Here is an 18,415-nt window from a genome sequence, read left to right as displayed (position 1 = left end):
CATTTGAAAATGCTGGTGTTTAGCTCAAAGCCGCAGGCTTGCCCTGGGGAAAACAAGCGGTGAAAGTGGCGCCCTGTTTGGGCACGCTTTCGATCAGAAGCCGGCCGCGATGGCGGTTAAGAATATGTTTCACCAGGGATAATCCGAGGCCGGTCCCGCCCTGCGAGCGGCTGTCGCCGACATCGACCCGGTAGAACCGTTCGGTCAGCCGCGGCAAATGCTCCGGCGCGATGCCGGGGCCGAAATCCCGGACCAGGACCCGGATTTCCTGAGTTCCATCAGGGGCGGGACTGGACGTCAGCGACACGATGACGCGACCGCCCGAGGCGCCGTATTTGAGCGCGTTCTCGATCAAATTCTCGAACAGGCGGAGCAGCTCCTCACGGTCGCCCGCGATCAGCACCGGGGTCTCAGGCAGCTGGGTCTCGACCTCGACCTGGCGTTCCCTCGCCAGCGGCTCGAGCCCGTCGGCGACCTGCAAGATGATCGGCAGCAAGTCGACCAGGGTGTCGGGCCGCACATGGGCCGACAGCTCCACCCGCGACAGCGACAAGAGATCGTCGATCAGACGCGCCATCCGGGTGGCTTGGTTGTGCATGATGCCGAGGAAGCGCTCGCGCGCCTTGGGATCGTCCTTGGCTTGGCCCTGGAGCGTGTCGATGAAGCCGGACAGCGCGGCCAGCGGCGTGCGCAGCTCGTGACTGGCATTGGCGACGAAATCGGCCCGCATCTCCTCGACCCGGCGCAGCGGCGTCTGGTCGTGGAAGGTCATCAGCATGCATTTGTCGGTGCCGCCGAAAGTGGTCGGCACCGGCACCGGCGTGATGGTCAGCTCCATCCAGCGATCGACCGGAACATGGTCGAGATAGGTCGCGCGCCGCGGCTCGGTGGTCGCGATCGACTCGCGCAACGCCGTGATGATCTCGGGCGAGCGCAGCGCGAACTGGGCGAGCTCATTCCGGCGCAGCGCCGGCGCGAGCTGGGCGGCCGCGGCGTTGAGATGGATGACGCGGCCGGCGCGGTCGAGCAGCACCGCGGGATCGGGCATGCCGGCGACAACAGCGGCGACCGCCGCGCTCTCGACCGGGTTGACGCGGCGGGTCTCTTCGCGCGAGGCGGCGGTATCGTGCAGGCGCCACGGGATCAGCGCTGCGGCCGCGATGCAGACGAACACCGCAATCGCATGCAGCGCCGACAATTCGCCCAGCGAGACCACCACCGACAGTGCCAGCGCCGCGGCGATCAGGATGACGGTCGAGTGCCGCAGCCGGTCGGACCACGGCTGGGAGGAGGGAGAAGATGGGGCGTCGATCGCCATCGGGGCGGGCTTCTCCAAAGGACCTTGCGCCGGTCAGGCGCCGCTGTCGCTGCGCTTTCTCACGTAAGCGGCTTCAGGTGCGGGGCCGGGGTCGAGCTTGAGCGCGGCCTGCTGCAGGCGTTTCGATCGTGCGCCGATGATAACTTCGCGAAACGTCAGCAAGATTACAGAAATGACGAAAGGGGACAGATAATAGAGGACGCGGAACAGCAGCATCCCGCCCAGCAGTTCCTCCCGGTCCATCTGCCAGAGCCCGACCAGCATGGCCGCGTCGAACACGCCAAGGCCTCCGGGCGAATGGCTGGCAAAGCCAAGCAGCGTGGCCGAGACGAAGATCACCGCGACCACCACGAAGCCGAGATTGGGCTCGTCCGGGACCAGCACGTACATCGCGAGCGCGCAGAAGCCGAGATCGATGATGCCGATCGCGATCTGGAGCAGGGTCAGCGGGCCGCCCGGCAGCATCACGGTCCAGGGCCCGCGGCCGACCATCCGCGGCTGGGTCCAGACCCAGACCACGTAAGCGACCAGCCCGACGATGATCATCATCGCCAGTGTCCGGTTCAGCCAGGGCGGAAGCATGTCGATCGAGGCCGCTGCCTCCGGATGATAGGAGATGCCGAGGCCCAGCACCGCGGCATTGCCGAGCCAGAAGGTCAGGCCGGCGAGGAAGCAGATCTTTGCGACATCGATCGCGTTCAGCCCATAGGCCGAATAGATGCGATAGCGCACCGCGCCGCCAGTGAAGACGCTGGCGCCGACATTGTGGCCGATCGAATAGCTGGTGAAGGCGGCGAGCGCGTTGATCCGATAGGGCACGTGGGCGTGGCCGATCGCGCGCACGGCGAACAGGTCATAGAAGGTCAGCGTGAAATAGCCCGCGGCGACGAACAAAGCCGCCAGCGCAATCTGGCTCGGCTCGGTGCTCTTGATCGCTTCGAGGACCTCGTTGACATCGATGCCGCGCAGCATGTGGTAAAGCACATAGCAAGCGATGCCGATGACCGCGACGCTGATCACAACTCCAAGCTTATGCAGGATTTGCTTCTGGCGCAGAAACGACATCGCCCTGCGTATGGCTTCCAGCATCTAAACCTCGAACAACGCTTCAGCGGCCAGGGTGGCCGGCGAACAGGCGGACGACACGCAGGCACCCGACGAACCACCGCTGCCGGTCCCGGCATCGCGCATACCCGCTATCCCTCCACTAGCGCGTTTCAGGGCGGAGTGGAATTCGGCAATTCGAACAAAAACTCGTGCCTTCAATATTTTAGGCAGGGTTGCGGGCTCCTGATGCACGGTTTGGCGCTTTCGGCGGCAAGACTGACGCGAATCTCCATGGCAATCCTGCGCAGTGGCCATGAAGTTTTGATGATTTCCACCGCACAATGTTCCGTCACGACTTAAGCCGAAATCAATCTATGGGTCGCCCCCGCCTGTTGAAAGAGGGGTGGCCGGCGCGTTTGTTCGCGGTTTTCGATGGGCTGGGAAGGCCGCGCAGCCGCGCTCCTGACGTCCGCAGTCAGGGTGCAGGGCAACATCACAGAGCGGCAGGCGGCATGCTGCGCGCGACCACCCGGTCGCGCAGCCAGGCGCCGATGGCGCCGCCGACGAGGTAGCAGGCGAACATGATCAGGCCGAGGTCGAGCCAGTAGCCGAAGCGACCGGGGACCACATGCGCGAGCGATGCCGCGACCAGGCCGGCAACAAGCACGGCGAGCCAGCGCGCGGTCACCTTCGAGGTGCCGTTGCCGCGTTGGACCACCGAGATCCAGCCCATGCAAAAGCCGAGCAGCAACGAGCCGATCAGCCAGCCCAGATGGAACGAGACGAGATAGGGCATCGTCACCTCACCAGAAATTCGATGCGGCGGTTCTGCGCCTTGGCGTCTTCGCTGTCGTTGCCGGCGACGGGCTGCGTGCTGCCGTAGCCGACCGCGGTGAAGCGGCTGGCAGGCAGGCCGGCCTTGACCAGATAGTCGATCACCGCCTGCGCGCGCTTCTCCGAGAGTGCCTGGTTGAAGGAATCCTCGCCGTCCGCATCGGTATGCCCGGCGACCTCGATATTGGTGGTGGGACATCGCAATGCCGTCTCGATCAGATGATCGAGAATGCCGGCGGAATCCGGATCGATGTCGGCGCGCTTCGCCCCGAAGCGAATCTTGGCCTTGGCCAAGAGCTCGGAGAACAATTGCTGGCACACGGTGCCGTCGACGGGGCCGGCTGCGGGTTTCACCGTGATTTCCGGCTTGTATTGCCAGTTTTTCGGAAAGTCCTTGCCAAGGCCTGCGCGGATGTCGCTGGCGGCACCTTCATAGAGCGCGTCGCCCGACAGCTTCACCTCGCGGTCGGACACGACGAGCGTGCCGGTCGACAGTCGCGACAGCGCGCCGAGCGCTGCGACCACGGCGGGGCTGAATGCACCGGGCGCGCCGACGCTGGCCTTGAGATTGTCGACGACCTTTTCGTTGAAGAATTTCCGCGACGCGCTGGTGGCGATGGCGGCGTGGACGTTGTTGTCGGGAACATAGCCGGTCAGCGTCACGGTCGCGGCCACCGGATCCTTGTAGGCCTGGAAGACGTAAGGCGGCGCCTTGACGTCGTTGGCGGCGATCGAAAAGCCCTCGGGCAGGTTTTTCAGCGCCGCTGCGACGGCTTCGCGGCCGCCGAGATCGCGCGCCATCCCCGACAGCGTGACTTTGGTGTCTGTGATCGTGATCTTGCCGTCCTTGAGCTTGCCGATTTGGTCGAGCAGCAGCATCGCGGCCGCCTCGAACCGCGGCGGTGCGCCGCGCGCCAAACCCATCTGATCGGCCACCTCGGTACCGGCGACCTCCTTGCGGGCTGCCTCGGTCAGGCGGCCCTTCATCGACGGCAGGGGCGCGGAGCCTGACAGCGTCACCCGCACCACGTCGCGTTCGGCGTTCCAGACGAAGGGCTTTGCCTCGGGAACGAGGCGGGTCCGGTCGTCGACCAGGCGCACGCCGGGCACGGTCTCGACCGCCACAACAGCGTCGCGGCGACCTTCCTCGGAAAAGGCCTCCGCAGCCAGGCTGACGTCGCGGCCGTCCACCGCGATCCGGGTCTTGTCCAGAACGGTATCCTTTAGCGCCGCCGAGCTGCGGGCGGAAAGGTCCGCCTCGACCGGCAAAGTGTTATTCCAGGCCGCAAATCCCCACATGACGGCCAGGGGGATGAGCCCCGGCCACCATTTGCTGGCCCACCTGAAAAGCTTCTGCATTCGACGACCCGAACTCTGGAACCGGAGACAAAACAAACCCTTGGCGGGCTGTCAAACCGGAAATGACGCCCTTCCGAAGGCCGGGCGTGACAATTGGAATAACTTTTTCTTCAAGGGTTCTTCCGTAAGTTGAAGGCGGAATGCCAAAGTCCGCCAGCGGGTCATGAAACAACTTCGTAACAACGTCATCCGCGCCGGGCTGGAAGCACTCTATTTCAGCGGCGCCCACCACCTTTTGCGCCCGCTTTTGTCGGGCGTCGGCGCCATTTTCATGCTGCATCACGTGCGGCCGGCCCGCGCCGCGGTGTTTCAGCCGAACCGGCATCTCGAAGTCACACCCGAATTCCTGCGCGCGACATTGTGCCATCTGCGCTCGCGCGAGATCGACATCGTCAGCATGGACGAGCTGCATGAGCGGCTGGTGCAGCGCCGGTTCGACCGCCGCTTCGCCGCCTTCACGCTCGACGATGGCTATCGCGACAATCTCGATTTTGCGCTGCCGGTTCTGCGCGAATTTGACGCGCCTCTGGCGGTCTATGTCGCCAGCGACTTCGCGGAGGGCACGGGTCGGCTGTGGTGGGAGGCGCTGGAGGCCGTGATCGCCAAGGCCGAGCAGATCGAGGTGACGATCGGCAATGCCGCGCTCCGGCTCGATGCGACGACGCCAATCGCCAAGCAGGCGGCGTTCGACCGCCTGCACGACTGGTTGCGCGCATTGCCCGGCGAGCACGATCTCAAGCGCGAGATCGAGGCGCTCTGCACGAAGTACGGCGTCGACATGGCCGCGCTGTGCCGCAGCCTCTGCCTGTCCTGGGACGAGGTGAAGACATTTGCCGCCGATCCCCTGGTCACGATCGGCGCGCATTCCGTCAGCCATTGCAATCTCGCCAAGCAAAGCGAAGCGATCGCCACGCAGGAGATGGCCGTGAGCCGCGCGCGGATCGAGCAGGCGCTCGGCCGGAATGTCCAGCATCTTGCCTATCCCTATGGCGATCGCGAGGCAGCGGGCGAGCGTGAATTTGTGCTCGCTGCATCCGCCGGCTTCAAGACCGCGGTGACGACGCGACCCGGCATGCTGTTCGCCGAAAACGCCGGCCACATGACCGCGCTGCCACGGGTCTCGCTCAACGGCAATTACCAGGACACGCGGATTCTGCCGGTGCTGACCTCGGGCGCCGCGACCGCGATGTGGAACGGCTTCCGCAGGATCGCGGCGGCGTAGTTTCGAATCTCCTCCGTCGTCCCGAATTCAGCCGTCGTCCTGGCGAAAGCCAGGACCCATTGCCACCGCTGTCCATTTTGCGACGCGCTCGGGCCACAGCTCATTCAAACAACTCTATCCTGGGGTAATGGGTCCTGGCTTTCGCCAGGACGACGATGCGGCGCTTTCCTTGACTCCCCTCCCTGCCCCGCTCACAACCGACGCAAACAAAGGGAGGCACCATGTTCAACGATCTGTTCTCGCTCAAAGGCCGCGTCGCGCTGGTGACGGGCGGTTCGCGCGGCATCGGCAAGATGATCGCGGCGGGATTTCTCAGCGCAGGGGCCGCGAAGGTCTACATCACCGCGCGCAAGGCCGGGCCTTGCGAAGCCACCGCGAACGAGCTCTCCGCGCAATATGACGGCGAATGCATCGCGCTGCCGATCGACATCTCGACGCTGGCCGGCGCCGAGCTGCTCGCGAGCGAATTCGCCAAGCGCGAGCCCAAACTCGACACTCGTCAACAATGCGGGCGCGGCCTGGGGCGCAGAGTTCGACGAGTTTCCGGAGAGCGGCTGGGACAAGGTGATGAACCTCAACCTCAAGGCACCGTTCTTCCTGACCAAGGCGCTGGCGCCCACGCTGCGCGCGGCGGCATCAGCAGAGCGGCCGGCGAAAGTGATCAACATCGCCTCGATCGACGGCATCTTCGTCAATCCGGGCGAGACCTATTCCTACGCGGCGAGCAAGGCGGGGCTGATCCATTTGACGCGGCGCATGGCCGTGAAGCTGATCGGCGACCACGTCGTGGTCACCGCGATCGCGCCGGGCCCGTTCAAATCCGACATGAACCGGGCCGCACGCGATCATGCCGACGAGGTCTCGACGCGCGTGCCCGCAGGCCGCATCGGCACTGACGAGGACATGGCGGGCGCTGCGATCTATCTCGCCTCTCGCGCTGGAGATTATGTGGTGGGCGCGACCATCGCGGTGGACGGCGGCATTGTTTATGCGAACCCGGGGATCAAGGGGAGCGGGTGGGATAGTTGAGGCATCGCGCTGCTCGCGGCGTCAGCGGAGCGCTCCCTCGCCCCGCTCTTGCGGGGAGAGGGTTGGGGTGAGGGGCTTCTCTCCACACGTGAGATTGTCGCCGCACCTGTACCCCCTCACCCGGATCGCAAGAGCGATCCGACCTCTCCCCGCAAGCGGGGAGAGGTAAAGAAGTTACGACTCGATCCTCACATACTCGAAATCGCCGGGCTTGTTGTCGATGCCGACTTTCGGCGGCGAGATCCAGGAGGCGAACTGGCCGGTCTCGGTGACGGGCTGCATCAGCGAGGTGATGAAGTCGCCGTCGGCGGTCGACGGCAGCCATTCGTCCTTGCGCTTCGCCCAGGTTGCGTCGTCGATCAGGAGACCATCCGGCGTCGCGTGGATGCTCTTGAACTCGCCGATATGGCGGTGGAAGGCGACGTTGGGCAGCTTGAGCTGAAACTGGTAGCCCGCGGTCGAGATCACCTTGTTCCAGCGCAGCATGCCCTTGACGCAATCCTGACTGTAATCGTCGCGCAGGCGCATGTTGAGCGCGGTCAGCGCCGGCTCGTCCACCAGCTTGATCTCGCCATCAATGAACTTCAGCACCGGATAGGTCGCGTTCTTGAGCTGATGATCGTCGTCGATCTGGGTCTCGTGGTAGCGGCCCTTGATGCCGGTGTTGAAGGCATTCGCCGCGTTGGTCGAGACTTCCGAGCCAAAGAGGTCGAGCGACAGCGTATAGTGCAGGTTCAGCTTCTTCTGGATGGTCGGCAGGTCGATCACACCAAGCGCGCGGACCTTCGCGATATCGGTGGGATCGGTGATGCCGGCTTCCCGCATCGCATCGCAGGTGCGCTGCACGACACGCGTGATGCCGGTCTCGCCGACGAACATGTGGTGCGCTTCTTCCGTCAGCATGAAGCGGCAGGTGCGCGACAGGGGATCGAAGCCGGACTGCGCCAGCGAGTGCAGCTGCATCTTGCCATCGCGGTCGGTGAAATAGGTGAACATGAAAAACGACAGCCAGTCCGGCGTCGCCTCGTTGAAGGCGCCCAGCATGCGTGGCGAGTCGGCGTCACCCGAGCGGCGGCGCAACAAATCGTCGGCCTCTTCACGTCCGTCGCGCCCAAAGTACTTTTGCAGCAGGTACACCATCGCCCAGAGGTGACGGCCTTCCTCGACATTGACCTGGAACAGATTGCGCATGTCGTACAGCGAGGGCGCGGTCTTGCCGAGGTGGCGCTGCTGCTCCACGGAGGCAGGCTCGGTGTCGCCCTGGATCACGATCAGACGGCGCAGCATCGCGCGATATTCACCCGGGACTTCCTGCCAGGCCGGCTCGCCAAAATGCTCGCCGAACGGCACGACGCGGTTCTCTTCCTGGGGAGCAAGGAGAATGCCCCAGCGATACTCGGGCATCCGCACGTAGTCGAACTTGGCCCAGCCGCGCGGATCGACCGAATAGGCGGTGCGCAAGTACACCAGCGATTCCTGGAAGCCTTCCGGCCCCATGTCTTTCCACCAGTCCATGTAGCCGGGATGCCAGCCTTCCAGCGCCTTGAGCACCTGGCGGTCTTCGGCCAGATTGACGTTGTTCGGAATCTTGGTCGAGTAGTCGACGTTCATGATGTTCATGGAGGACCTCCCGTGTGGGACTAGTTCATTAAATCGCGGGCATCGAATTGTGGGCTCGCGAATAGCGAGTGGCGAATGGCGAATGGCGTCTCTATTCGCCACTCCCCATTCGCGCTCTACACTCGCGTCATATCGAATTTCGGCTTCTGGCCGCTGCCGTAGCGGCGCAGCGCGCCTTCCTCGCCGACCGCATTGGGGCGCTGGAAGATCCAGTTCTGCCACGCAGTGAGGCGCGAGAAGATTTTCGATTCCATCGTCTCGGGGCCGACGAAGCGCAGGCTCGCTTCCATGCCGGTGAGGCTGTCGGGCGAGAAGCTGGCGCGTTCCTCCAGGAACACGCGGACCTCGTCGTCCCAGTCGATGTCGTCGAGTGCGAAGGTGACGAGACCGAGCTCTTCCGCCTGCTCGGCGTCCAGCGCCGTGCCCATCGTGGCTTCCGCGCGTTCCACATCGGCCGGATCGGCCTGGAAGCGCGACTGAAGCCGCGTCAGGCCATGGCTCATCGGATACGGACCGAAATTCAACGCTGACAGTTCGATCGACGGCGGCGGGCGGTTGTCGCCCTGACGCGTGCCGATCAGCATGTAGGAGCGGTCGGCGGCGAAGACGAGCTCGGCGAGCGTGCCGGCGAAGCAGGAGCCGGGCTCGACCAGCGTCACCAGCGTGCGCGAGGTGACGTCGATGCGCTTCAAGACGCGCTTCCAGTAATGCCTGATTTCGTTGACCAGCCAGTGCGCCTTGTTGGCTTCGAGGAAGGCGTCGCAGGCGAGCACATGGGCGCGGTCGCCGTGGCTCTTGAACACCAGCATGGCGATCTCGAGTTCGTTGATGCGCAGATGCAGGATGGCGTCGTCGAGTTCGCGCGCGACCTGGAGCGGCCAGAACGCGACACCCTGCGCCATCATGCCGTCGATGTCGCCGGGCGGCGCGGCTTCAGGCGCCTTGATCGAGATCGTGGCGATGCGCGCGGCACGGTCGATGTCGACGCTGACAAAGCCGTAGCGGACGCTGGTCTCATCGATGATGCGCTTGAGCGGCGTCAGCGCGATGCCCTTGCCGCTGCCCTTGCGCTTCGAGCTGTCGGCGAACTCCCTGGCGCGCTCGGCAACCTTGCCTTCGAGCTTGCTGTTCGGCGCGATCTCGTCGACCAGGCGCCATTGCACGGCGCGCTTGCCCTTCACGCCTTCTTCGATGGTGCAGAAGAAATCAGCGTGATCGCGGCGCACCTTGCGCTTGTCGACCACACGCGTGAGGCCGCCGGTGCCCGGCAGCACCGCGAGCAGCGGCACTTCGGGCAAGGCGACGGCGGACGCGCCGTCATCGGCGAGCATGATATAGTCGGTGGCGAGCGCGAGCTCATAGCCGCCGCCGGCGGCCGAGCCGTTCACGACGGTGATGAAGCGCTGGCCGGAATTCTCCGACGAATCTTCCATGCCGTTGCGGGTCTCGTTGGTGAACTTGCAGAAATTGACCTTGTGGGCATGCGTCGAGCCCGCGAGCATGCGGATGTTGGCGCCGGCGCAGAACACGCGGTTCTTGGCCGAGCGCATCACCACGACCTTCACCTCGGGGTGCTCGAAGCGCAGGCGCTGGACCGCGTCGGCAAGCTCGATGTCGACGCCGAGATCGTAGGAATTGAGCTTGAGCAGATAGCCCTCGAACAGGCCGCCATTCTCGTCGACGTCCATGGTCAGGGTGGCGACGTCACCGTCGACCGCGAGCTTCCAGTGCCGGTAGCGGGACGGCTCGGTCTGGAAATCGATGAATGTCGCGCCGCCTGCGAGGCGCCGATCTTCCCCGGCCATGGGCCACCCTTGAGCTTGATTATGCGTTTTGGCTATCGCGCTAGATGCACAATAGTGCACATTCCTGAGCGCGTCTACCCCTTAAGCGAGTGAACATGCATTTTGCTTCATGTCTTCGCGCAAGGCGGCTGCTGCAAATTGCTCAATCGCGTCAAGCGTCTGTCCCGGAGCTTCGCGGTGGGGAGAATGCGCCGCGCCTGAAATGACTTTCAAATCGACAGGGCAATAGCATTCTTGCTGCGCGATCTCGGCCTGATGCAGTGTCCCGTATTGGTCGTCCGCGCCCTGCAGGATCATGACGGGGACGCGGATATAGGCGAGAGATTCCGAGATATCCCAGTCGCGGAATTTCGGATCGAGCCAGGCGGCGTTCCAGCCGTAGAAGGCGTTGTCGACGTCGCTGTGCCAGCGCGCGAGCTTTGCCTTCAGGTCGGTGGTCTCGAAGGTAGTCTTGATGTCCGCAATCGACTTCACCGAGATGTCCTCGACGATGAAATGCGGCGCGATCAGCACGACGCCGTTCAGGCGATGATCCTGGTGTGCGCCGGCATAGATCGTCGCAATCGAGGCGCCGTCGGAATGGCCGAGCAGCAGGCCGCGCCTGAAGCCGATCGCATCGAGAATCTTCGGCAGCACGTCCAGTGCCTCGCGCTGCATGTAGTCGAGCGGCCGCGGCAGCGCGACCTTGCTCGACTGGCCGTAGCCCGCGCGAGAATAGGCGAAAATGCCGGCGGAGGTGGCCTGCTGCAGCTTTTCCGGGAAGTCACCCCAGAGCCCGACCGAGCCGAGGCCTTCGTGCAGCATGACGATGGTGGGTGCATCGGCGGATTGCGGCGCGAGCCATTTGTATTCGAGGCTGGCGTTGCCGATGCTGAGAAAGCCGGTGGGGGAGAGGTTGGTCATGCTGTCGCTCTTCTTCGCGCGCGGACTTGGAACGAGACGCGGCCGCTGGTTCAGTCGTTCCCTCCCCCCTTGTGGGGGAGGGCTAAGGAGAGGGGTGCCACACGGGATTCCCGGCGTGACGAAGAACATTTGGCGCGGGACGACGAATACTATTTCCTGAGCCACCCCTCTCCTCTGCCCTCCCCCACAAGGGGGGGAGGGAGCGTAGCGGGGGTTGCCGCGAAAGTGTCGATCACATTCGACACCACGCACTCAATTCGCCCCGTCCCGCAGCTTGAACCGCTGAATCTTCCCCGTCGCCGTCTTCGGCAGCGAGTCCACCACGTCGATCCAGCGCGGATATTTCCATGGGCCGATCTTCTGCTTGACGTGCTCCTTGAGCATCTCCTGCAGGCCCGTCGTCGTCGCTCCCTGGCGCAGCACGACGAAGGCCTTCGGCTTCAGCAGGCCCTCCGGATCGGCCTCGGGCACGACCGCGGCTTCCAGCACGGCTGGATGCGTAATCAGCGCGCTCTCGACCTCGAACGGCGAGACCCAGATGCCCGAGACCTTGAACATGTCGTCGGCGCGGCCGCAGAAGGTGTAGCGGCCCTCGGCATCCCTGACATATTTGTCGCCGGTGCGGGTCCACGGCCCCTCGAACGTGCGGCGGCTCTTGTGGCGCTGATTCCAGTAGCCCTCGCCGGCGGAGGGCGCATCGACCAGGAGCTCGCCGACCTCGCCGTCGGCGACATCCTGTCCGGCCTCGTTGACGAGCCGCACCGCATAGCCCGGCACCGGCTTGCCGGAGCAGCCGTATTTGATATCCCCGGGCGCATTCGAGAGGAAGATGTGCAACAGCTCGGTCGAGCCGACGCCGTCGAGGATGTCGACGTTGAAGCGCGCCTTCCAGCTGTTGCCGACTGATTCCGGCAGCGCCTCGCCGGCCGAGGTGCAGATGCGCAAAGACTTGCCGCCGCGCTCGCCCTTCATGCTCTCGTCATTGAGCATCGCCGCGAACAGGGTCGGCACGCCGTAGAAGATCGAGGGATTGTAGCGGTTCATCAGATCGAACATGCGCGCCGGCGTCGGCCGTTCGCTGTTGAGCACCACGGTGGCGCCGACCGACATCGGAAAGGTCAGAGCATTGCCGAGGCCATAGGCGAAAAACAGCTTTGCCGCAGAAAGACAAACGTCGTTCTCGCGAATGCCGAGCACCTGCTTCGCATAAGTGTCCGCGGTCGCCTGCATGTTCGAATGGATGTGGCGCACGCCCTTGGGCATGCCCGTTGAGCCTGACGAATAGAGCCAGAACGCCGGCTCATCCGGATGTGTCGCGGCGGTGGTGAACCGGTCGCTCTCGTCCGCAATCTCCTCGGCGAGCTGCTTGTGACCGTTCTGCTTGGCGCCGGACACCACGACATGCTCGAGATCCGGCATGCGGCCGACGACGTCCTTGATGACGGGATAGAGCGCTTCCGAGACGAACAGCACGCGTGCGCGGCAATCGGCGAGGATGTAGGCGTATTGATCTGATGTCAGCAGCGTGTTGAGCGGCACCGGCACAATGCCGGCGCGGATCGCGCCCAGGAACACGATCGGGAAGTCGACCGTATCCAGCATGATCATCGCCACGCGCTCTTCGCGGCGGACGCCGAGCCGGCGCAGCATGTTGGCGGCGCGCCGCGTTTCGCGCTGGAGCTCGCCATAGGTGAGCCGGGAGACGGTGTCGTCGAAGGCGAGCTTGTTGCCGCGTCCCTCCTCGACATTCCGGTCGAGCAGCCAGGTCACCGCGTTATAGGATCCCTCGCTCACGGACTTCTCCCCTGAATTTAGAATTATAATTCATAGAAAGACATCGCATTGGCTTGCTGTCAATGCCAGCAGGCACTATGTTTCATTAATACGCGCCGCAGGACCTCTTTAAAAGAAGACATCCGCTCAAGCAGGCCCATGATCCGTAGTCCATGACTGACAGTCCCGACGCCGAATCCCGATTTCTCGAACAGCTCGGCCAGCGCGTGCGCACCATGCGCGCGCTACGCGGCATGTCGCGCAAGGTGCTCGCCAAGGTATCAGGGATATCGGAGCGCTACATCGCGCAGCTCGAAAGCGGCAAGGGCAACGTCTCCATCGTGCTGCTCCGCCGCGTCTCCGACGCGATGGGCGCGCATCTCGAGGACCTGCTTCCCTCGGCCGATCCGACCCCGGACTGGCAGATGTTTCGCGATCTCTTGCGCAAGGCGACGCCCGCGCAGATCGCGCAAGCCAAGGATCTGCTCGCGGGCGGCAGCGCCTCCGCGCCGCGGCGCGCGCCGTTCTGCGGCATCGCGCTGATCGGCCTGCGCGGCGCCGGCAAATCGACGCTTGGGCGGATGCTGGCGAAGAAGGTCGGCTGGAGTTTTGTCGAGCTCAACAAGGAGGTCGAGCAGCAGAACGGCCTCTCGGTCGCCGAGATCATCGCGCTCTACGGCCAGGAAGGCTTTCGCCGCATGGAGCAGGCGGCGCTGCAGCAGCTGCTCGCGCGCAACGAGCTGATGGTGCTGGCGACCGGCGGCGGCATCGTCTCGGAGCCCCTGACGTTCGACCAGATCCTGTCGTCGTTCTACACGATCTGGCTGAAGGCCGAGCCGGAGGAGCACATGGCCCGCGTCCGCCGGCAGGGCGATTTGCGCCCGATGGCCGACGACCGCTCCGCAATGGCCGAGCTGCGCAACATCCTCTTGAGCCGCGAGCCGCTATATGCGCGCGCGACTGCGGTGGTGGACACGGCGGGACTGTCCGTCGATGCCGCCGCGGCGCGCCTGGTTGATGCGGTGCGGCCGGTGCTGCAGAACGAAGCGCGCAGCTTCGGGCTGCGCAGCGTGGCGCTGTAGATCCGAACTCCCATGACCGACAGCGACGTTGCAATCTCCATGTTCGAGCGGATCGGCGGCAGCGCCACGATCGACCTGTTGGTCGATCGCTTCTATGAGCGGATGGATACACTGCCGGAGGCGAAGATCATCCGCGCGATGCATGCGGACGACCTTGGCCTCATCAGGGATGTGCTGAAGCGCTATCTCACGGAATGGACCGGTGGCCCAAAACTCTATTCGGTCGAGAAGGGCCATCCACGGCTGCGCCAGCGCCACCTCGGCTTTGCCATCGGCGATGCCGAGCGCGACGCGTGGATGCTCTGCATCCGCGGCGCGCTGGAGGAAACGGTTATGGATGCTGCCGCGCGGCAGGACCTCGACAAGGCGTTGTCCGGTCTCGCCGACTGGATGCGCAACCAGTAGCGATTTTGCACGGCGCGTAGCCCGGATGAGCGAAGCGATATCCGGGTCTTCACGATGACTTTCCCGGGTATCGCTTCGCTCACCCGGGCTACAAGAGTTGCGACCGCACGGCTTCCGCGCCCTCACGCAACAGCGGCAAAAATCGCTCGATCAATTCCTGCGCCGGCACGCGGTCGACATGGGCGCCCATGTTGATCGCAGCGACGATCACGCCGTCGTAGCGGCGGACGGGGACCGAGATCGAGCGGAAATGCGGCTCGGCCTCGCGATCGACCAGCGCGTAACCTTGCGCGCGGTCGGCAACGATGCGCGCGAGCAATGCCTTGGGATTAGTCTCCGTGTGCGGCGTCAGCGCCTCGCGTCTGACCGCACTCAGCCGCGCGGCAAGCTCGGCATCGGTGAGTTGGCCGAGCATGGCGCGGCCGACCGAGGTGCAGAAGGCCGGCAGGCGGTAGCCGATGTCCAGCCCACCTGAAAACATCCGCGCCGGACTGCTGCGCGCGATGAACACGACCTCATCGCCGTCGAGCACCGCGAGCGAGGCGATTTCGTTGGCCGCTGTCGCGACGCGGTCGAGCACCGGTTGCAGGACCGTGACGAGCTGGCTCGACCGCAGATACGACGCGGCGAGTGTCAGCACATGTGGCGTCAGTGAGAACAGCTTGCCGTCGCCGCTGACGAAGCCGCCGCGCTGGAGCGTGAACAGCATGCGCCGCGCGGTGGCGCGTGGAAGCTCCGCGGCACGGGCGAGATCGCTGAGTGTCATCGGGCCCGCCGTGGTGCCGAAGCATTGCAGCAGGCGCAGGCCGCGATCGAGGCTCTCGACGAAATCCGTCGCGCGCTCGTCGCTCTCGCTTCGCTTCAGCTTGGGCATGGTGTCGGGATCCTGCAAAATAGTGCTTGCTGCCAGACCAAGGCATGTCATAATTCGCCCATTCGTTCAATAGGCGAACAAACGCCACTCCACAAAGGATGTACTCGCCATGATGAGCCAGGAGCAGAACGACCTGATCACCCGCACCGGTGCAAAGGACCCCTGCGGGAAGCTGATGCGAAGCTACTGGCAGCCGGCGGCGCTGGTGGACGAGCTCGACGGCGATCGACCGATCCGTCCCGTCAGATTGCTCGGCGAAAACCTGGTGCTGTTCCGCGACGAGCGAGGGCGCTACGGCCTGATCGATCGGCACTGCGCGCATCGCGGCGCCGATCTCGCCTTCGGACGGCTCGAGCATGGCGGCCTGCGCTGCGCCTTCCACGGTTGGCTGTTCGACGCGACCGGGCAATGCATCGAGACTCCGGCGGAGCCGAAGGATTCAAAACTCTGCCAGAACGTCCGCCAGCGCTCTTATCCCGTGGTGGAGAAGAGCGGCATCCTCTGGGCTTATCTCGGCGAGGGCGAGCCGCCGGCATTTCCCGAGCTCGATTGCTTCGTCGCGCCCGGCACGCACACCTTCGCGTTCAAGGGCCACATGGCCTGCAACTGGCTCCAGGCGCTCGAAGTCGGCATTGACCCCGCGCACGCCTCCTACCTGCATCGCTTCTTCGAGGACGAGGACACCTCGACGGCCTACGGCAAGCAGTTCCGCGGCGCATCAGCAGGCTCCGACTTGCCGATGACGAAGATTTTGCGCGAATACGACCGCCCGATCATCAATGTCGAGCACACCGAATACGGCCTTCGGCTGATCGCGCTACGCGAGATCGACGAGGAGCGCACCCATGTGCGCGTCACCAACCAGCTCTTCCCGCACGGCTTCGTCATCCCCATGAGCACGGAGATGACGATCACGCAGTGGCACGTGCCCGTCGACGACGAGAATTGCTACTGGTACGCGATCTTCACCAGCTATTCGAACCCCGTCGACAAGAAGAAGATGCGCGACCAGCGGCTCGAGCTCTATGAGCTGCCGGACTACAAATCACGCAAGAACAGCAACAACGATTACGGTTTCGACCCGCACGAGCAGCAGACGGCGACCTATACCGGCATGGGCACCGACATCAACGTCCACGACCAATGGGCGGTGGAGTCGATGGGCGCGATCCAGGATCGCACCCGGGAGCACCTCGGCACGAGCGACAAGGCGATCGTGCAACACCGGCGTCTGCTGCGGCAGGAGATCGAGAAGGTCGCAGGCGGTGAGAAGCCGATGCTGCATCTCGACGAGGCCACCGCACGTTCGATCCAGGGCCCGGCGACCATGGACGGCATCGGGCCGACCCGAGGCTGGGAGATCTACTGGATGGAAGTCGACGTCAAGCGCCGCCGCAGCGCGCCATGGACGGCGCCGGTGCCGAAGGAGATTGCGGACAACGTGCATCGGCTGACGGCGGCGGAGTAGCGCAGAATGCAGGTCCCTCCTCCGTCATTGCGAGCGAAGCGAAGCAATCCAGACTGTCTCTGCGGAGGGATCCTGGATTGCTTCGCTGCGCTCGCAATGACGGAGAATGTGGCGCATGCTTCGCCTCTCACGGATAGAGGAGTGAAAAAGTGACTTTCGTCGCGCGTCATGCGCTGTGGTCGGATGAGCAGAAGGACGCGGCGACGCGCATGCGACGCATCGTCGAGGAGAAGAACCTCGAGGTCATCCGCCTCGCCTTCCCGGACCAGCACGGCATTCTGCGTGGCAAGACCATCATTGCATCGGAGGCGCTTGCGTCGCTCGAAAGCGGCTGCTCCATCACCACCACCATGCTCGCCAAGGACACCTCGCACCGCACGGTGTTTCCGGTGTTCACGTCGGGCGGCGGCTTCGGCATGAAGGAGATGGAGGGCGCGGCCGACGTGCTGATGGTCGCCGATCCCACGACGTTTCGCGTTTTGCCCTGGGCGCCGACCACGGGCTGGGTTCTCTGCGACCTCTATTTCAACGACGGCCGTCCCGTCCCGTTCGCGACACGCGGGCTCTATCGCAAGGTGCTCGGCGAGCTCGCAAGCCGCGGCCACGATTTCGTCGCGGGCCTCGAGGTCGAATTCCACATCTTCAAGCTCGACGATCCGCATATGCGGCCCGAGGACGCTGGCCAGCCCGGCACGCCGCCTTCGGTGAGCCTGCTCAGCCACGGCTATCAATATCTCACCGAGCAGCGCTTCGATCAGATGGAGCCGGTGCTGGAGATTTTGCGCCGTGACATCGTCGCGCTCGGTCTGCCCTTGCGCTCCGTCGAGGTCGAGTTTGGGCCGAGCCAGTGCGAATTCACCTTCGCCCCGAAGAAGGGCCTCGAGCCCGCGGACAACATGGTGCTGTTTCGCTCCGCCGTGAAGCAGATCGCGCACCGCCACGGCTATCACGCCACGTTCATGTGCCGGCCGAAGCTGCCGAATTTGTTTGCGAGCGGCTGGCATCTGCACCAATCGGTGGTCTCACGCGCGAGCGGCGAGAACCAGTTCATGGCGAAAGACGGCGGCGAGCCGCTCAGCGCGTTCGGCCGCGCCTGGCTTGCGGGCCTGCTCGACCACGCCCGCGCGTCGACCGTGTTCACCACCCCGACCATCAACGGTTACAAGCGCTACCGCTCCTATTCGCTGGCGCCGGACCGCGCGATCTGGGGCCGCGACAATCGCGGCGTGATGATCCGCGTGCTCGGCGCGGCCGGCGACGCCGCCACGCGCCTGGAAAACCGCATCGGCGAGCCCGCGGCCAATCCGTATCTCTACATGGCCTCGCAGATTCTCTCCGGCCTCGACGGCGTCGACCGCAAGCTCGATCCAGGCCCGTCGGCCGACACGCCCTACGAAACCAAGGCGCCGCTGTTGCCGAAGTCGCTGCGCGATGCGGTCAGCGCACTGAAGGACGATCCGTTCTTCCGCGAAAAGCTCGGGGCCGAGTTCGTCGATTATTACACCCACATCAAGAATGCCGAGATCGACCGCTTCCTGTCCGAGGTGACCGACTGGGAGCACCGCGAATATTTCGAGGTGTTTTGACCTCGGCTCTCTCCCGTCATTGCTGTGCATGTTCACTAATTCGCTGATCGAATTCATCCTGTACGGGGAGAATTCAGATGCGAGACAACA

General features: G+C 64.3%; 14 protein-coding genes and 1 pseudogene. 6 read left to right on the top strand and 9 right to left on the bottom strand.

Features of this window, described 5'->3' with window-relative positions; translation table 11 throughout:
* Positions 1-19: 19 nt before the first annotated feature.
* From AC0L3U_RS26740 to AC0L3U_RS26725, 4 genes are all read right to left on the bottom strand, one after another.
* A complete protein-coding gene (locus AC0L3U_RS26740) occupies positions 20-1,318 on the bottom strand; it encodes an ATP-binding protein (protein ID WP_473363831.1) in 1,299 nt (432 codons plus the stop codon).
* A 33-nt stretch (positions 1,319-1,351) separates the two neighbouring features.
* Positions 1,352-2,407 (bottom strand): UPF0104 family protein, encoded by a 1,056-nt coding sequence (locus AC0L3U_RS26735; protein WP_473363830.1) that lies wholly within the window; start codon positions 2,405-2,407, stop codon positions 1,352-1,354.
* A 451-nt stretch (positions 2,408-2,858) separates the two neighbouring features.
* Positions 2,859-3,161 carry a hypothetical protein gene (locus AC0L3U_RS26730; RefSeq protein ID WP_473292900.1) on the bottom strand — a complete coding sequence of 101 codons (303 nt, stop codon included), beginning with the start codon at positions 3,159-3,161 and terminating at the stop codon, positions 2,859-2,861.
* A 2-nt stretch (positions 3,162-3,163) separates the two neighbouring features.
* Entirely contained in the window at positions 3,164-4,558 is a 1,395-nt protein-coding gene (locus AC0L3U_RS26725) for an OmpA family protein (protein ID WP_473363829.1), read from the bottom strand.
* Positions 4,559-4,721: 163 nt separating this feature from the next.
* Between AC0L3U_RS26725 and AC0L3U_RS26720 the strand changes: the two genes are divergently transcribed.
* Together AC0L3U_RS26720 and AC0L3U_RS26715 are read left to right on the top strand one after the other, a co-directional pair.
* Positions 4,722-5,780 carry a polysaccharide deacetylase family protein gene (locus tag AC0L3U_RS26720; RefSeq protein WP_473363828.1) on the top strand — a complete coding sequence of 353 codons (1,059 nt, stop codon included), beginning with the start codon at positions 4,722-4,724 and terminating at the stop codon, positions 5,778-5,780.
* Between the two features lie 221 nt (positions 5,781-6,001).
* Positions 6,002-6,809, top strand: a pseudogene (locus AC0L3U_RS26715) (SDR family oxidoreductase).
* A gap of 174 nt (positions 6,810-6,983) precedes the next feature.
* Here AC0L3U_RS26715 and boxB read toward each other — a convergent pair.
* The 4 genes from boxB to AC0L3U_RS26695 form a co-directional block, all read right to left on the bottom strand.
* Entirely contained in the window at positions 6,984-8,420 is a 1,437-nt protein-coding gene (gene boxB, locus AC0L3U_RS26710) for a benzoyl-CoA 2,3-epoxidase subunit BoxB (RefSeq protein ID WP_473363912.1), read from the bottom strand.
* Positions 8,421-8,545: 125 nt separating this feature from the next.
* The gene (gene boxC, locus AC0L3U_RS26705; RefSeq protein ID WP_473363827.1) at positions 8,546-10,234 is read right to left on the bottom strand and encodes a 2,3-epoxybenzoyl-CoA dihydrolase; all 1,689 of its coding nucleotides are present in this window, start codon (positions 10,232-10,234) and stop codon (positions 8,546-8,548) included.
* An 81-nt stretch (positions 10,235-10,315) separates the two neighbouring features.
* Positions 10,316-11,137 carry an alpha/beta fold hydrolase gene (locus AC0L3U_RS26700; RefSeq protein ID WP_473363826.1) on the bottom strand — a complete coding sequence of 274 codons (822 nt, stop codon included), beginning with the start codon at positions 11,135-11,137 and terminating at the stop codon, positions 10,316-10,318.
* 252 nt (positions 11,138-11,389) lie between these two features.
* Positions 11,390-12,931 (bottom strand): benzoate-CoA ligase family protein, encoded by a 1,542-nt coding sequence (locus tag AC0L3U_RS26695; protein ID WP_473363825.1) that lies wholly within the window; start codon positions 12,929-12,931, stop codon positions 11,390-11,392.
* Between the two features lie 152 nt (positions 12,932-13,083).
* Between AC0L3U_RS26695 and AC0L3U_RS26690 the strand changes: the two genes are divergently transcribed.
* Together AC0L3U_RS26690 and AC0L3U_RS26685 are read left to right on the top strand one after the other, a co-directional pair.
* On the top strand, positions 13,084-13,992 hold the full coding sequence (locus AC0L3U_RS26690) for a helix-turn-helix transcriptional regulator (RefSeq protein WP_007615721.1): 909 nt from the start codon (positions 13,084-13,086) through the stop codon (positions 13,990-13,992).
* Between the two features lie 12 nt (positions 13,993-14,004).
* Positions 14,005-14,397: a group II truncated hemoglobin gene (locus AC0L3U_RS26685; protein ID WP_473363824.1), complete on the top strand. Its 393-nt coding sequence runs from the start codon at positions 14,005-14,007 to the stop codon at positions 14,395-14,397.
* 88 nt (positions 14,398-14,485) lie between these two features.
* On the opposite strand, the gene AC0L3U_RS26680 is transcribed toward AC0L3U_RS26685, so the two are convergent.
* Positions 14,486-15,271 carry an IclR family transcriptional regulator domain-containing protein gene (locus AC0L3U_RS26680; RefSeq protein ID WP_473363823.1) on the bottom strand — a complete coding sequence of 262 codons (786 nt, stop codon included), beginning with the start codon at positions 15,269-15,271 and terminating at the stop codon, positions 14,486-14,488.
* A 109-nt stretch (positions 15,272-15,380) separates the two neighbouring features.
* On the opposite strand from AC0L3U_RS26680, the gene AC0L3U_RS26675 reads away from it, so the two are divergent.
* Both AC0L3U_RS26675 and AC0L3U_RS26670 read left to right on the top strand, forming a co-directional pair.
* On the top strand, positions 15,381-16,739 hold the full coding sequence (locus AC0L3U_RS26675; RefSeq protein WP_473363822.1) for an aromatic ring-hydroxylating dioxygenase subunit alpha: 1,359 nt from the start codon (positions 15,381-15,383) through the stop codon (positions 16,737-16,739).
* 149 nt (positions 16,740-16,888) lie between these two features.
* Positions 16,889-18,325: a glutamine synthetase family protein gene (locus tag AC0L3U_RS26670; protein WP_473363821.1), complete on the top strand. Its 1,437-nt coding sequence runs from the start codon at positions 16,889-16,891 to the stop codon at positions 18,323-18,325.
* Positions 18,326-18,415: the final 90 nt, after the last annotated feature.

The sequence above is a fragment of the Bradyrhizobium sp. Kon69 genome, from assembly GCF_055807515.1.
The sequence above is the reverse complement of the archived record's forward strand: the minus strand, read 5'-3'. Positions and strand labels throughout refer to the sequence as shown.

Coding starts and splice junctions, on each gene's coding strand:
- AC0L3U_RS26740 (WP_473363831.1), bottom strand. CDS start 1,318: ATGGCGATCGACGCCCCATCTTCTCCCTCCTCCCAGCCGTGGTCCGAC.
- AC0L3U_RS26735 (WP_473363830.1), bottom strand. CDS start 2,407: ATGCTGGAAGCCATACGCAGGGCGATGTCGTTTCTGCGCCAGAAGCAA.
- AC0L3U_RS26730 (WP_473292900.1), bottom strand. CDS start 3,161: ATGCCCTATCTCGTCTCGTTCCATCTGGGCTGGCTGATCGGCTCGTTG.
- AC0L3U_RS26725 (WP_473363829.1), bottom strand. CDS start 4,558: ATGCAGAAGCTTTTCAGGTGGGCCAGCAAATGGTGGCCGGGGCTCATC.
- AC0L3U_RS26720 (WP_473363828.1), top strand. CDS start 4,722: ATGAAACAACTTCGTAACAACGTCATCCGCGCCGGGCTGGAAGCACTC.
- boxB (WP_473363912.1), bottom strand. CDS start 8,420: ATGAACGTCGACTACTCGACCAAGATTCCGAACAACGTCAATCTGGCC.
- boxC (WP_473363827.1), bottom strand. CDS start 10,234: ATGGCCGGGGAAGATCGGCGCCTCGCAGGCGGCGCGACATTCATCGAT.
- AC0L3U_RS26700 (WP_473363826.1), bottom strand. CDS start 11,137: ATGACCAACCTCTCCCCCACCGGCTTTCTCAGCATCGGCAACGCCAGC.
- AC0L3U_RS26690 (WP_007615721.1), top strand. CDS start 13,084: ATGACTGACAGTCCCGACGCCGAATCCCGATTTCTCGAACAGCTCGGC.
- AC0L3U_RS26685 (WP_473363824.1), top strand. CDS start 14,005: ATGACCGACAGCGACGTTGCAATCTCCATGTTCGAGCGGATCGGCGGC.
- AC0L3U_RS26680 (WP_473363823.1), bottom strand. CDS start 15,271: ATGCCCAAGCTGAAGCGAAGCGAGAGCGACGAGCGCGCGACGGATTTC.
- AC0L3U_RS26675 (WP_473363822.1), top strand. CDS start 15,381: ATGATGAGCCAGGAGCAGAACGACCTGATCACCCGCACCGGTGCAAAG.